This window comes from Streptomyces sp. NPDC059866 (assembly GCF_042731325.1).
Classification (GTDB): Bacteria; Actinomycetota; Actinomycetes; order Streptomycetales; family Streptomycetaceae; genus Streptomyces; species Streptomyces flavusporus.
Genome location: NZ_JBHWJT010000001.1, coordinates 333,023 through 346,357 on the forward strand (window position 1 = coordinate 333,023; position 13,335 = coordinate 346,357).

At 71.6% G+C, this 13,335-nt stretch carries 15 protein-coding genes; 3 read left to right on the forward strand and 12 right to left on the reverse strand.

All coding sequences use genetic code 11. From position 1 onward, the window contains the following. Positions 1 to 49 precede the first annotated feature (49 nt). From hisF to hisD, 8 genes are read right to left on the reverse strand one after another with little or no spacing between them, the layout of a single operon-like run. The gene (hisF, locus tag ACFV7R_RS01555; RefSeq protein ID WP_385258596.1) at positions 50 to 805 is read right to left on the reverse strand and encodes an imidazole glycerol phosphate synthase subunit HisF; all 756 of its coding nucleotides are present in this window, start codon (positions 803 to 805) and stop codon (positions 50 to 52) included. Further along, positions 802 to 1,206 carry a RidA family protein gene (locus tag ACFV7R_RS01560; RefSeq protein ID WP_385258599.1) on the reverse strand — a complete coding sequence of 135 codons (405 nt, stop codon included), beginning with the start codon at positions 1,204 to 1,206 and terminating at the stop codon, positions 802 to 804. Before ACFV7R_RS01560 ends, hisF begins: the two co-directional genes overlap by 4 nt. Continuing rightward, positions 1,203 to 1,928, reverse strand: coding sequence for a bifunctional 1-(5-phosphoribosyl)-5-((5-phosphoribosylamino)methylideneamino)imidazole-4-carboxamide isomerase/phosphoribosylanthranilate isomerase PriA (gene priA / locus ACFV7R_RS01565; protein WP_385258602.1), 726 nt, complete (start codon positions 1,926 to 1,928; stop codon positions 1,203 to 1,205). The genes ACFV7R_RS01560 and priA overlap by 4 nt, the downstream gene beginning before the upstream one ends. A gap of 4 nt (positions 1,929 to 1,932) precedes the next feature. Beyond that, positions 1,933 to 2,586, reverse strand: coding sequence for an imidazole glycerol phosphate synthase subunit HisH (gene hisH / locus ACFV7R_RS01570; RefSeq protein ID WP_129797383.1), 654 nt, complete (start codon positions 2,584 to 2,586; stop codon positions 1,933 to 1,935). After that, on the reverse strand, positions 2,577 to 2,741 hold the full coding sequence (locus tag ACFV7R_RS01575; protein WP_165396167.1) for a hypothetical protein: 165 nt from the start codon (positions 2,739 to 2,741) through the stop codon (positions 2,577 to 2,579). The genes hisH and ACFV7R_RS01575 overlap by 10 nt, the downstream gene beginning before the upstream one ends. After that, positions 2,738 to 3,331 carry an imidazoleglycerol-phosphate dehydratase HisB gene (gene hisB / locus ACFV7R_RS01580; protein WP_030932889.1) on the reverse strand — a complete coding sequence of 198 codons (594 nt, stop codon included), beginning with the start codon at positions 3,329 to 3,331 and terminating at the stop codon, positions 2,738 to 2,740. The genes ACFV7R_RS01575 and hisB overlap by 4 nt, the downstream gene beginning before the upstream one ends. After that, positions 3,328 to 4,464, reverse strand: coding sequence for a histidinol-phosphate transaminase (locus ACFV7R_RS01585; RefSeq protein ID WP_385258605.1), 1,137 nt, complete (start codon positions 4,462 to 4,464; stop codon positions 3,328 to 3,330). Before ACFV7R_RS01585 ends, hisB begins: the two co-directional genes overlap by 4 nt. Then, positions 4,461 to 5,786: a histidinol dehydrogenase gene (gene hisD, locus ACFV7R_RS01590; RefSeq protein WP_385258607.1), complete on the reverse strand. Its 1,326-nt coding sequence runs from the start codon at positions 5,784 to 5,786 to the stop codon at positions 4,461 to 4,463. Before hisD ends, ACFV7R_RS01585 begins: the two co-directional genes overlap by 4 nt. 169 nt (positions 5,787 to 5,955) lie before the next feature. Here hisD and ACFV7R_RS01595 point away from each other — a divergent pair, with 169 nt between their 5' ends. The 3 genes from ACFV7R_RS01595 (at position 5,956) to ybaK (ending at position 8,871) form a co-directional block, all read left to right on the forward strand. Then, a complete protein-coding gene (locus ACFV7R_RS01595; RefSeq protein ID WP_129797386.1) occupies positions 5,956 to 7,536 on the forward strand; it encodes an oxidoreductase in 1,581 nt (526 codons plus the stop codon). A gap of 70 nt (positions 7,537 to 7,606) precedes the next feature. Then, the gene (locus tag ACFV7R_RS01600; protein WP_385258610.1) at positions 7,607 to 8,347 is read left to right on the forward strand and encodes an LON peptidase substrate-binding domain-containing protein; all 741 of its coding nucleotides are present in this window, start codon (positions 7,607 to 7,609) and stop codon (positions 8,345 to 8,347) included. 17 nt (positions 8,348 to 8,364) lie between these two features. Continuing rightward, entirely contained in the window at positions 8,365 to 8,871 is a 507-nt protein-coding gene (ybaK, locus tag ACFV7R_RS01605; protein WP_385258612.1) for a Cys-tRNA(Pro) deacylase, read from the forward strand. A gap of 273 nt (positions 8,872 to 9,144) precedes the next feature. On the opposite strand, the gene ACFV7R_RS01610 is transcribed toward ybaK, so the two are convergent. The 4 genes from ACFV7R_RS01610 to ACFV7R_RS01625 form a co-directional block, all read right to left on the reverse strand. Next, the gene (locus ACFV7R_RS01610) at positions 9,145 to 9,825 is read right to left on the reverse strand and encodes an AAA family ATPase (RefSeq protein ID WP_385258614.1); all 681 of its coding nucleotides are present in this window, start codon (positions 9,823 to 9,825) and stop codon (positions 9,145 to 9,147) included. 34 nt (positions 9,826 to 9,859) lie between these two features. Continuing rightward, positions 9,860 to 10,681: an ABC transporter permease gene (locus ACFV7R_RS01615; RefSeq protein WP_385258616.1), complete on the reverse strand. Its 822-nt coding sequence runs from the start codon at positions 10,679 to 10,681 to the stop codon at positions 9,860 to 9,862. A 103-nt stretch (positions 10,682 to 10,784) separates the two neighbouring features. Then, on the reverse strand, positions 10,785 to 11,759 hold the full coding sequence (locus ACFV7R_RS01620) for an ABC transporter ATP-binding protein (protein WP_129797540.1): 975 nt from the start codon (positions 11,757 to 11,759) through the stop codon (positions 10,785 to 10,787). 176 nt (positions 11,760 to 11,935) lie between these two features. Further along, entirely contained in the window at positions 11,936 to 13,153 is a 1,218-nt protein-coding gene (locus ACFV7R_RS01625; RefSeq protein ID WP_385258619.1) for an NYN domain-containing protein, read from the reverse strand. Positions 13,154 to 13,335: the final 182 nt, after the last annotated feature.

Genomic DNA, 13,335 nt, shown 5'->3' on the forward strand with positions numbered 1-13,335 from the left:
GCACCTGCCCATGGGAAAGCCCCGGCCGACGGCCGGGGCTCAGCTCCGCCTACCTGACGGGATGCCCCGCCCCCCGCAGCGTCGCCTTCACCTCGCCGATGCGCAGATCGCCGAAGTGGAAGACCGACGCCGCCAGTACGGCGTCCGCCCCCGCGGCGATCGCCGGCGGGAAGTCGGCCAGTTTGCCCGCGCCGCCGGAGGCGATCACCGGTACCGTCACGTGCTTGCGTACCGCGGCGATCATCTCGAGGTCGTAGCCGTCCTTCGTGCCGTCCGCGTCCATCGAGTTGAGCAGGATCTCCCCCGCACCCAGCTCGGCGGCCCGGTGCGCCCACTCGACGGCGTCGAGACCGGTGCCGCGGCGGCCGCCGTGGGTCGTGACCTCGAAGGAGCCCGACTCGGTGCGCCGGGCGTCCACGGAAAGAACCAGGACCTGGCGGCCGAAGCGCTCTGCGATCTCGCGGATGAGGTCGGGGCGGGCGATCGCGGCCGTGTTCACGCCCACCTTGTCGGCGCCCGCCCGCAGCAGCTTGTCCACGTCCTCGGCCGTGCGCACGCCACCGCCGACGGTGAGCGGGATGAACACCTGCTCGGCGGTGCGGCGCACCACGTCGTACGTCGTCTCGCGGTTGCCCGACGACGCCGTGATGTCCAGGAACGTCAGCTCGTCGGCGCCTTCGGCGTCGTACACCTTCGCCATCTCGACGGGGTCGCCCGCGTCGCGCAGGTTCTGGAAATTGACACCCTTGACGACCCGGCCGTTGTCGACGTCCAGGCAGGGGATGACTCGGACCGCCAGGGTCATGACTGCTCGGCTCCTCTGAATGCTTCTATTTCCACTTCGACCAGGATGCGCGGGTCGACGAAGCCCTCCACGACCAGGAGGGTCGAGACCGGCCGTACTGCGTCGAAGAGATCCTTGTGGGCCCGGCCCACCTCGTCCACGTCACGCGCGTGGGTCAGGTACATCCTCGTACGGACCACGGACTCGATGCCGAGCCCGAACTCGCCGATCGCCTCGATCGCGCTGGTGAAGGCGACCTTGGCCTGCTCGTACGGGTCGCCCTCCCCGTACAGCACATGGCCCTTGAAGGACGTGGTGCCCGCCACCAGGACGCGGTCTCCCGCCGCGACGGCACGCGCGAAACCGAAGGACTCCTCCCAGGGGCTTCCGCTCTGCACGCGCCGCACGGCATCGGACGTCATGACGACACAGCCTCCAGGGCTTCTTCCAGGGTGAACGCCTTCGCGTACAGCGCCTTCCCTACGATCGAGCCCTCCACGCCCAGCGGCACCAGCTCGGCGATGGCCCGCAGGTCGTCGAGCGAGGACACGCCGCCGGAGGCCACGACCGGGCGGTCGGTCGCGGCGCAGACGTTGCGCAGCAGCTCCAGGTTCGGGCCCTGCAGCGTGCCGTCCTTGGCGATGTCGGTGACCACGTACCGCGCGCAGCCCTCCTGGTTGAGGCGCTCCAGCGTCTCGTAGAGGTCACCGCCGTCGCGGGTCCAGCCGCGGCCGCGCAGAGTCGTGCCGCGTACGTCGAGACCGACCGCGATCTTGTCACCGTGCTCGGCGATGACCTTGGCGACCCAGTCGGGGGTCTCCAGGGCGGCCGTACCGAGGTTCACGCGCGTGCAGCCGGTCGCGAGGGCGGCCGCGAGGGAGGCGTCGTCGCGGATGCCGCCGGACAGCTCCACCTTGATGTCCATCGCCTTGGCCACCTCGGCGATCAGCTCCCGGTTGTCGCCGGTGCCGAAGGCGGCGTCCAGGTCGACCAGGTGCAGCCACTCGGCGCCCGCCCGCTGCCAGGCGAGGGCGGCCTCCAGGGGAGAGCCGTACGAGGTCTCCGTGCCGGACTCGCCGTGCACCAGGCGGACGGCCTGACCGTCGCGGACGTCGACGGCGGGGAGGAGTTCGAGCTTGGCCATGTCTCTACAGGGTTCCGATCCAGTTGGTGAGCAGCTGCGCTCCGGCGTCGCCGGACTTCTCGGGGTGGAACTGCGTGGCCCACAGGGCACCGTTCTCGACGGCGGCCACGAACGGCTTGCCGTGCGTCGACCAGGTCACCTTGGGGGCGGTCAGCGTCGGGTTGTACGTCTCCAGGGTCCAGTCGTGGACGGCGTAGGAGTGCACGAAGTAGAAGCGCGCGTCCGCGTCCAGGCCGGCGAACAGCTCGGAGTCGGCCGGCGCCTCGACGGTGTTCCAGCCCATGTGCGGCACGATGTCGGCCTGGAGCGGCTCGACCGCGCCGGGCCACTCGTCGAGGCCCTCGGTCTCCACGCCGTGCTCGATGCCGCGCGCGAAGAGGATCTGCATACCGACGCAGATGCCCATCACGGGGCGCCCGCCGGCCAGCCGCCGGTCGACGATCCAGTCGCCGCGCGCCTCCTTCAGGCCCGTCATGCAGGCGGCGAAGGCACCGACGCCGGGCACCAGGAGGCCGTCCGCGTTCATGGCCCTGTCGAAGTCGCGGGTTATCTCGACATCGGCTCCCACGCGCGCGAGGGCGCGTTCGGCGGACCTCACATTGCCGAAGCCGTAGTCGAACACCACGACGTTCTTGGCGTTCTTGGTGCTCAATTCCACACCTCCAGCCGCAGGACGCCCGCGACCAGACACATCGCGGCGCCGATGGAGAGCAGCACGATCAGCCCCTTCGGCATCTGCTGCTTCACGAAGGAGACGATGCCGCCGACGAGGAAGAGGCCGACGACGATCAGGACGGTCGAGGTGCCGTTCACAGCGCGCCCTTCGTGGAAGGCAGGATGCCGGCCGCGCGCGGGTCACGCTCGCTGGCGTAGCGCAGCGCCCGCGCCAGCGCCTTGAACTGGCACTCCACGATGTGGTGTGCGTTGCGGCCGTACGGCACGTGCACGTGCAGCGCGATCTGCGCCTGCGCGACGAAGGACTCCAGGATGTGCCGGGTCATCGTGGTGTCGTACTCGCCGATCATCGGCGCCATGTTCTCGGGCTCGGTGTGCACGAGGTACGGGCGGCCGGAGAGGTCGACGGTGACCTGGGCGAGGGACTCGTCCAGCGGGACCGTGCAGTTGCCGAAGCGGTAGATCCCCACCTTGTCGCCGAGCGCCTGCTTGAAGGCGGCGCCCAGCGCGAGGGCGGTGTCCTCGATGGTGTGGTGCGAGTCGATGTGCAGGTCGCCCTCGGTCTTCACGGTCAGGTCGAACAGACCGTGTCGGCCGAGCTGGTCGAGCATGTGGTCGTAGAAGCCGACTCCTGTCGACACATCGACCTTCCCGGACCCGTCGAGGTCGATCTCGACGAGGACCGAGGTCTCCTTCGTGACTCGTTCCACGCGTCCTACGCGGCTCATGCGTTCTGCTCCTTCGGGGGTGTGGGGGTGTCCCCCACAAAGCTCACCAGTTCACGGACCGCGTCGAGGAACGCGTCGTTCTCTTCGGGGGTTCCGGCGGTGACCCGCAGCCACCCCGGTACGCCGTTGTCCCGGACCAGGACGCCCCGGTCGAGGATCTTCCGCCAGGCCTCATGGGCGTCCGGGAACCGCCCGAACTGTACGAAGTTCGCGTCGGACTCCGTCACCTCGTAGCCGATCGCGCGCAGTTCGGTGACCAGCCGGTCCCGCTCGGCCTTCAGCTGCTCGACATAGCCGAGCAGGGTGTCGGTGTGCTCCAGTGCGGCCAGCGCGGTCGCCTGGGTGACGGCCGACAGGTGGTACGGCAGCCGTACGAGCTGCACCGCGTCCACGACGGCCGGGTGCGCGGCGAGATAGCCGAGGCGCAGGCCGGCCGCCCCGAACGCCTTCGACATGGTCCGCGAGATGACGAGGTGCGGGCGGCCCTGAAGCAGCGGCAGCAGCGAGGTGCCGTGGCTGAACTCGATGTACGCCTCGTCGACCACCACCATCGACGGCTTCGCCGCCTGCGCGGCCTCGTACAGCGCGAGGACCGTCTCGGGCGGAACCGCGTTGCCCGTGGGGTTGTTGGGGGTGGTGATGAAGACGACGTCGGGCTGGTTCTCGACGATGGCCTTCTCGGCCGCCGCGAGATCGATGGTGAAGTCGTCGTTCCGGGGGCCGGAGATCCAGCCGGTGCCCGTGCCGCGCGCGATCAGGCCGTGCATCGAGTACGACGGTTCGAAGCCGATCGCCGTGCGGCCCGGCCCGCCGAAGGTCTGCAGCAGCTGCTGGATGACCTCGTTGGAGCCGTTGGCGGCCCAGACGTTCGCCGGGCCGATCTCGTAGCCGGACGTGTTCGTCAGGTACTCGGCGAGCTTCGTGCGCAGCTCGACCGCGTCCCGGTCCGGGTAGCGGTTGAGGTTCCGGGCCGCCTCGCGCACCCGCTCGGCGATCCGTTCGACCAGCGGCTCGGGCAGCGGGTAGGGGTTCTCGTTGGTGTTGAGCCGTACGGGGACGTCCAACTGGGGCGCGCCGTAGGGGGACTTGCCGCGCAGCTCGTCCCGTACGGGGAGATCGTCGATGCCTGTCACTTGCCCTCGGGTACCTTCCAGCCGAACCTCGCCTTGATCGCCGCGCCGTGCGCCGGCAGGTCCTCCGCCTCCGCCAGCGTCACCACGTGGTGCGCGACCTCGGCCAGTGCGTCCCGCGTGTAGTCGACGATGTGGATGCCACGCAGGAAGGACTGCACGGACAGGCCCGAGGAGTGGCAGGCACAGCCGCCGGTGGGCAGGACGTGGTTGGAGCCGGCCGCGTAGTCGCCGAGCGAGACGGGCGCCCAGGGGCCGATGAAGACCGCACCCGCGTTGCGGACCCGGTCGGCGACCTCGGAGGCCTGGCGGGTCTGGATCTCCAGGTGCTCGGCGCCGTACGCGTCGACAACGCGCAGCCCCTCCTTGATCCCGTCCACCAGCACGACCGCGGACTGCTTGCCGCTGAGCGCCGGGCGGATCCGGTCCTCGATGTGCCTGGTGGCCGCGACCTGCGGCTCCAGCTCCTTCTCCACCGCGTCCGCCAGCTCGAGGGAGTCGGTGACGAGGACGGCGGCGGCGAGCGGGTCGTGCTCGGCCTGGCTGATCAGGTCGGAGGCGACGTGCACCGGATCGGCCGTCTCGTCCGCGAGGATCGCGATCTCGGTCGGGCCGGCTTCGGCGTCGATGCCGATCCTGCCGGTGAAGTAGCGCTTGGCGGCGGCGACCCAGATGTTGCCGGGGCCGGTCACCATGTTGGCGGGCGGGCAGGACTCGGTCCCGTACGCGAACATCGCGACGGCCGTGGCACCGCCGGCGGCGTACACCTCGTCGACGCCCAGCAGCGCGCACGCGGCGAGGATCGTCGGGTGCGGCAGGCCGTTGAACTCGGCCTGGGCGGGCGAGGCGAGCGCGATCGACTCGACGCCGGCCTCCTGGGCGGGCACGACGTTCATGATCACGGAGGACGGGTAGACGGACCGGCCGCCGGGGGCGTACAGCCCCACGCGGTCCACCGGCACCCACTTCTCGGTCACCGAGCCGCCGGGCACGACCTGGGTGGTGTGGGACGTGCGGCGCTGCTCGCGGTGGACGAGGCGGGCGCGACGGACGGACTCCTCCAGGGCCGCGCGCACGGCCGGGTCGAGTTCCTCCAGGGCACGGGTCAGCGCCGCGGCCGGCACCCGCACCTGGTCGAGCTTCACACCGTCGAACTTCTCGGCGAAGTCGATCAGCGCCGCGTCGCCCCGATGATGCACGGCCTCGCAGATCGGACGCACCTTCTCCAGGGCGGCCGAGACGTCGAAGTCGGCTCGGGGCAGCAGGTCGCGCAAGGCGGGGCCCTCCGGGAGGGCGTCGCCGCGCAGATCGATTCGGGAGATCACGTGCTCAATTCTCGCAGACCCGGATGGGACGCCGTTCGCGCGTATCAATGGTTGATACAGCACACGGAAGATCCTCTTCACGGTTTGCGTTCGGATCGTCACTCAGCGGGCATGAACGATTGTACGAAACCCATGAGTAACCCATGAGTATTCAGGAGGAAGAAGCACCGTGAGCGAGGGGGCCGGCACCCGGGACGGGGACCTGCCGGACGATCTGACCGCCGCCGAGGCCGGCATGTGGCAGGCCTTCCGCAACGGCACCGCATACGACCTGAGCAGCGGGGACACCGTCGTCGACGATCCGCACGGCGGGCATCCGTGGGGCCCCGAGCGGACCGTGCGGGCCCGCATGGTGTGCTGGCTGCTCCTCGACGGACCGCCCGCCCTCGCCGGCCGCGTCTCCTCGCTGAAGCTGACCGGCGTGCGGATCAGCGGCAGCCTGGACCTCGCGGGCGGCTCGGTGACGCCCTACGTCGAGCTGCGGGACTGCCGCTTCGAGCAGGAGGTCCTGCTCCCGGAGGCCCGGTTCAAGACCGTACGGCTGGTGAACTGCTCGGTGCCGCGGCTGGAGGCGGCCCGGGTGCACACCGAGGGCGACCTGCACCTTCCGCGCTGCCGCTTCCTGGGCGGGGTCCGGCTGACCGACGCGCAGATCGGCACCGACCTGCTGCTCAACCAGGCCGTCGTCCACCGGGACCGCACCGGCCGCTCGATCGTCGCGGACGGCATGACCGTCGGCCAGGACCTGCAGGCCGAGATGCTGGAGTCGTACGGCGAGCTGAGTCTGCGCGGCGCGCAGGTCGGCGTCTCGCTCAGCCTGCGCGGGGCCCGGCTGCGCAACCCGTACACCCGCCTCGCCCTGAACGCGCCCCAGCTGACCGTCGAACGCACCCTGTACCTCAGCCCGGCGGCCGTCGGCAGCATCCAGCTGAGCGGCACGACGCCCGCGCGCGGGACCCGGATCCAGCGGTTCGAGTGCCAGGGCGGGGTGCGGCTGGACGACGGCCGGTTCGGCGACGCGGTCGACCTCGAACGCGCCCGCTTCACCTTCACCGACGAGCAGGAGTTGTCGCTGCGCCGCGTCCAGGTGCCCGAGCTGCGCTTCCTCGGGGAGCAGCCGCAGCACGGCAAGGTCGTGCTGTCCGGGGCGCGGATCGTCAACCTCGTCGACCGGGCGGGTAGCTGGCCGGGTCCGGGCAATCTGCACATGCCGGGTTTCGCTTACGAGAACCTGGTGCCGCAGGGCCCGTTCCCGCTGTCCGAGCGCCTCGACTGGGTGGCCGCCGCCACCGCCGAGTACCACCCGGAGCCGTACGAGCGCCTGGCCGCCGTACTGCGCAACGGCGGTGAGGACGAGGACGCCCGCGAGGTGCTGCTCGCCAAACAGCGCCGCCGCCGCGAGACCCTGCCGCCGGCCGCCAAGCTCTGGGGGTACGCGCAGGACCTGACGGTGGCCTACGGATACCGGCCGGGGCGGGCCGCGGTGTGGATGGCGGTGCTGTGGGCGGCGGGCTCGCTCGCCTTCTGGTACGCCGGGCGGCCCCGGACCGGCGCCAATGCCGGGGACCCGCCCTGGAACCCGGCCCTCTTCGCGCTCGACCTGCTGCTTCCGGTCATCGAGCTGGGCCAGGTGGGCTACTGGCAGCTGCACGGCGGCTGGCAGTGGCTGGCGGCCGCACTGATCCTGCTGGGCTGGGTCCTCGCGACGACGGTGGCGGCGGGGGCGACCCGGCTGCTGCGGCGCAACTGAGCGGGCTCACCGGCCCACGGAACGTGCGCGGCGGACGCGCGCCCTCCGGCGACCATTAGGCTCTTGCGTCGTGACCACCGTCCGACTGCCGCTCTTCCCCCTGAACTCGGTGCTGTTCCCGGGGCTCGTGCTCCCCCTGAACATCTTCGAGGAGCGCTATCGCGCCATGATGCGCGCGCTCCTGAAGACCCCCGAGGACGAACCGCGCCGCTTCGCCGTCGTGGCGATCCGCGACGGCCATGAGGTGGCACCGAGCGCGCCCGGCATGCCCGACCCGACGGCCCTGCCCGAGCGGGGACCCGCGGCCGGCTTCGGCAGCGACCCGGCCAAGGCCTTCCACGGCGTGGGCTGCGTGGCCGACGCCGCGACGATCCGGGAGCGTCCCGACGGCACGTTCGAGGTACTGGCGACCGGGACGACCCGGGTGCGGCTGCGGTCGGTGGACGCGTCGGGGCCGTATCTGACGGCCGAGCTGGAGGAGCTGCCGGAGGAGCCGGGGGACGAGGCGGGGGCGCTGGCCGAGGGCGTGCTGCGCGCGTTCCGCCAGTACCAGAAGCGGCTGGCGGGAGCGCGGGAGCGGTCGCTGACCACCGACGGGGACCTGCCGGACGAACCGTCCGTGGTGTCGTACCTGGTGGCGGCGGCGATGATGCACGACATCCCGACCAAGCAACGGCTCCTGCAGGCGCCGGACACCGCGTCCCGCCTGCGCGACGAACTGAAACTCCTTCGCTCCGAGACGGCCGTCATCCGTAGCCTGCCGTCACTGCCCGCGTCGGACCTGACGCGCGGCCCGACGAGTCTGAACTGAACAGGGAAACACCCCGGATGGCGAAGAAAGCAGCGAAGAAACAGCAGCAGTCCGGCGGCACGCCCGCGACGGTGGCGCTGACGGCCGCGGGCGTGGACCACACGATCCACTCCTACGACCACGACCCCGCCCACCCGTCCTACGGCGAGGAGGCGGCCGAGGCGATGGGCGTCTCACCGGACCGGGTCTTCAAGACGCTGGTCGCGGACGTCGACGGCACCCTGACCGTGGCCGTGGTCCCGGTGGCCGGCTCCCTGGACCTGAAGGCCCTGGCCTCGGCGGTGGGCGGCAAACGGGCCACGATGGCCGACCCGACCCTCGCGGAACGCACGACGGGCTACGTCCGGGGTGGCATCTCCCCCCTGGGCCAGCGCAAGAAACTCCCCACGGTCCTGGACGCCTCGGCCACCACCCACCCCACGATCTGCATCTCGGCCGGCCGCCGCGGCCTGGAGGCCGAACTCTCCCCCCACGACCTGGCCAACCTCACCAACGCCACCCTGGCCCGGATCGGCCGCGCGTAACCTCTCGACGACATGCCCTTCCTCGGCTAATCAGAAAGGGCATGTCGAAGAAAACACGCAAGCGGAAGTGGCGCATCAAAAAACGCCGCTCAAACCACGGCCACCGCCCAGCCTGACGACGTAGCTGCGGAACCCCGTCAAACCGCGGGCATTCGTGCCTCCCCCAGTGCCTTAAGGGCCTGGGGGGACCCCAGGGCGGCACGGGTGGGCGCGGGCGGCACCTCGTCAGCGCCGGGCTGCGCGACCCCGGCTCCAGCACCGACGCCGACCCCTCTACGGGCGCTCATACCCCGTCGCCCCATACCCCACCGGCTCCGGATCCCGAGGCCCGAACAACGCCGTCAACCCCAGATGCACCAGCAACCCGGCCAGGGACCACGCCAGCAACGCCCCCTTCGCCCCCAACCTCAACGGCGCCGAGAACGTCACCCCCTTGCCCACACTCTTGGCCTGCGCCAACACATCCTGCGCGGGCCCGAGCCACACCCCCACCCGCCAGGCGAGCAACGACCCGAGCAACCCCCCGACCCCCAGCGCCACCACCACCGGCACGCCCCCACGCCGCCGCAGCACGAACACCACGACCGCACTGACGAACCCGAACGCCATCGCCAGCAGAGTGAACGTTCCGTCGACCCCGATCGACTGCTCCCCCTCGGTGTCCTTGAGGTACACGACCCACGAGTCGTCCACCACCTCGCCGACCAGCGGCACCCGCGGCGCCAGCCAGCACCACAGCACGCCGAGCAGTGCCCCACCGAGCGCCACCGCCACCGTGATCACGGCGGCCTCCCGCACTTCGGTCTTCATCCCGGGACCGTCCTGATCCTTGGTTCCGTGAGCGACGTGATCAGGCGCGCCGACCACATGTCCGGACCCGCCGGGGGCAGGCGGCCACGCACCGTGCGAGGACTGTTCATGCGGCGGCGGAGGCGGTGTCAACGGAGCTGTCACCCTGACATCGTGCCAGGCCTGCCCGGGCGGCGCGTCACCGGACGGCAGCCCGGCGGTACGCCCAGGTGGCGGCGGCCAGCGAGATCACCCCGACCCCCGCACAGACCGCGAGGTCACCGGCGACCATGACCCACTCGGGGCTGGCCGAGAAGGTCCGCGCGTACGCCTCCACCCCGTACGTCGACGGCAGCAGATCCCGTGCGAACCGCACGATCTCCGGCATCCGCTCCGGCGGCAGCACGCCGAGGAGCAGCGCCGCCGACATCCCCAGCTGCCCCAGCAGCGTGGCCAGCTCCGGCCGCGGCGCCAGCAGCCCGAAGGCCGCGCCGAGCCCGGAGAGCGCCGCGCCGGCCAGCGGGATCACCGCGAGCAGGATCCACAGGTTGGTCAGCGGCAGCCCGAACAGCACGCACCCGAAGACGGCCGTCACCAGCGTCCCCGGCACGGTGAAGGACGCGTACGCCCCCGCCGCCCCCAGCACCACCGCCGCGGGCGGCACCGGCAGCGTGGCGTAGTGGTCGAGCCCGCCGGTGGCACGGAGCTGTCCGAAGTACTGCGCGAGGAGGTTCAGCGCGACGAAGGCGACGACCACGACCGACGAGCCGGCCACCACCGCCTGGGCCTCGCCCCCGCCGTCCACGACCCCGCGCATCATGATCATGATGCCGACGGACTGGAAGGTCGCCACGAACAGCAGCGGAATCCGGGCCACCCGGGCCCGGGACAGCTGTGCCCGGTACACGGCCGCGAGGGACGGCCACAGCCGCGCGGGCGGCGCGAGTTCGGCCGGGCCCACGACCGGACCGTCCAGGGCCCGGGCACTGCCCGGCAGAACCTCTGTGGGTACGGCACTCACGTCGCGCTGCTCCCCTTTCTGGGGTTCACTTCGGCGGTCGCCCTGTTCCGTACGGATACGACGGCCCCTCCATTCAAGACCGACGCGCTCACGGCCCGCTCGCTCACGCCTTCACCAGTCCCTGCTCGGCGGCGCCGCCCAGCGCCATGTACACGTCCTCCAGGCTCGGCGTGGCCAGCGTGAAGTCGTCGAGGGCGGCGAAGGCGGCCCCGCCGGTGACCGTGGACACGACCGCGCGGGCCTCGTCGGGGGCCAGCCGCAGCGTCCAGCGGCGCCCGGACTCCACGGCCCGGTCCCGCAGCGCGGCCACCTCGGGCACGTCGAGCGGCGCCCGCTCCCGCCACACCAGCTCGACCCGCACCTCGCCGGCGACCCGCTCCTTCAGCCCGGAGGGCGAGTCGCAGGCGATCACGCGTCCCCTGTCCAGGACGGCGACCCGGTCGAGCACGGTCTCGGCCTCGATGACGTTGTGGGTGACCAGCACCACGGTCGTCCCGCGTTCGCCGCGCCGCCGGTCGACGGCGGACCACACCGCCCGGCGGGCCACCGGGTCCATGGCGGCGGTCGGCTCGTCGAGGACGAGCAGCGGCCGCTCCCCCACCAGCGCCGCCGCGACACAGGCCAGCCGCCGCTGCCCGCCGGACAGCTTCTTCAGCGGCCGCCCGGCGATCTCGGTCAGCCCCAGTTCGTCGAGTACGGCGTCCCGCTCGGCCCGCGCCCGCCGCACGTCCAGGCCGCGCAGCCGCCCGGTGGTCTCGGCGGCAAGGGACACCGTGAGTTCGTCGAGGGCGGTGGACTCCTGCCCGAGGTAGGCGAGAAGGCGCGAGGCACGCTCCGGATGGCGCACGATGTCGTGCCCGAGGATCTCGACACTGCCGCGGTCGGGCCGCATCAGCCCGGTGAGCTGTCGTACGAGGGTGGACTTGCCGGCTCCGTTCGGCCCGAGCAGCCCGAAGATCTCACCCCGCCGCACTTCCAGCCGTACGTCGTCGGTGGCCCGCACCTCGGGCGTTCCCGGTGCCCCGCGCCGCGCGCGGACCGCGGGGTAGGTCTTGGTCAGTCCGCGTACCGCGCACACGACCTCGCCACTGTCCCGGAAGGCCTGTGCCGCACGCGTACTCACAAGGGACGAGACTACGGGGTCCGCGCCCTGTGCCCACGCTCGGGGCGGCCTCTTGACCCAGAACGCCCGGAATCAGTCATTCCGGCCAGACCGGAATCAGCCACGCCGACCAGATCCCCGCTCGCAGGCCGCTACTCCCCCGCAGGGGCGTGCTCCGCGGCCGTGCGCACATCCACCTCGCGCCAGAAACCCGCCCGGATCGCATACCGGTCGTGCTCGTCGATCTGGTCGTCCTTGTGCGCCAGCAGCCCGAACCGGGCGGCGTACCGCAGCAGCTCCCCGTCGATCCGGTGCGGGATCCGCGGATACATCCCGGACAGCTTCTGCAGATGCCCCTGGTCGCCGAGCCGGGACATCCACCGCCGGGCGAACACCTGCCCCACCTCGTAGGGGTCCCCGCCGACCGTCGTGATGTCCTCCTCACGGTCGGCCCAGCGCTGCTCCGCGGTGGTGAGCTGCGCGAGTGTCGGCATCGTCGCGACCTCGGGCGGTTCGGCGGCCGCCCCGGGCCGGTCCACCCACCCCTTGTCGGAGGACCAGCGCAGGGTCGCGGTGGCGGGATGCTGGGCGGCCTGGGCACCAGGAGCCCGCAGCGCGGCCAGGTCCTTCGGCGTCGGTACACCCTTGGGCGCCGGCACCCGCTCCTCGCCGCCGTTCTGCGCCGCGGCCGGCGCGGGGTGCGGCGGCTCCTGGACGGTCCGCTCGGCGGCCGGGGCGAGCGAGGCGTCGGGCAGCGGAGCGGAGAGGATCGCGGCGATCTCGGGCCGCGGCGCGGGCGGCGGGGCGCACACCCCGCCCAGGTCCCTGGCCCGTACGGCCTTGATGATCCACGCCCGGTCGAGCACCCGCCGCTCGTCGGCCTCGGCGACCAAATCCTCGGACTGGTTGTAGTCACCGTCGGCGGCCTGCACGGCCCACAGGTGTACGGCGACCCCGTGCTCCTTGGCCGCCATCATGCCCGGCAGCAGATCGCCGTCGCCGGTGACCAGGACGACGTCGGAGCAGGCGCGGTTGCGGGCCAGCTCGGTGAGCTCGGCGTGCATGGCGGCGTCGACGCCCTTCTGGTTCCAGCGGCCGTCACTGCGGGTCAGCGCGCCGAGCCGGACCGTGACCCGGGGCATCACGCGCAGCCTGCGGTGTTCGGGCTGGGGGACGCGGTCGGGGGCACCGTCGAACCAGTAGATGCGCAGCAGCGGCCGTTCCGTGTCGGACTCGGCGCGTTCACGCAGGCCGTGGATGAGGGCGGTGTGGTCGACGGTGATGCGGGACCGCGAGGGCTCTCCGGCAAGGAGACTTGCGGCGGCCCCCAGCAGATACCCGGCGTCCACCAGGACGATGCAGCGGTCCACACGACTCACCCTCTTCCCGGGAGGTTTGCTTCGGGCTTGCTTCGAGTCTGCCCGACCACGCGTGGGTTAACGGCCCGAACTCGATCTTCGGCGTGGCGTTTCCGGGATTCCCTCGACGACAAGGCCTGTTACATACGGTAATTATCCGAAATGCATTCGTTGTCAGCCTATGTGAATCTGGT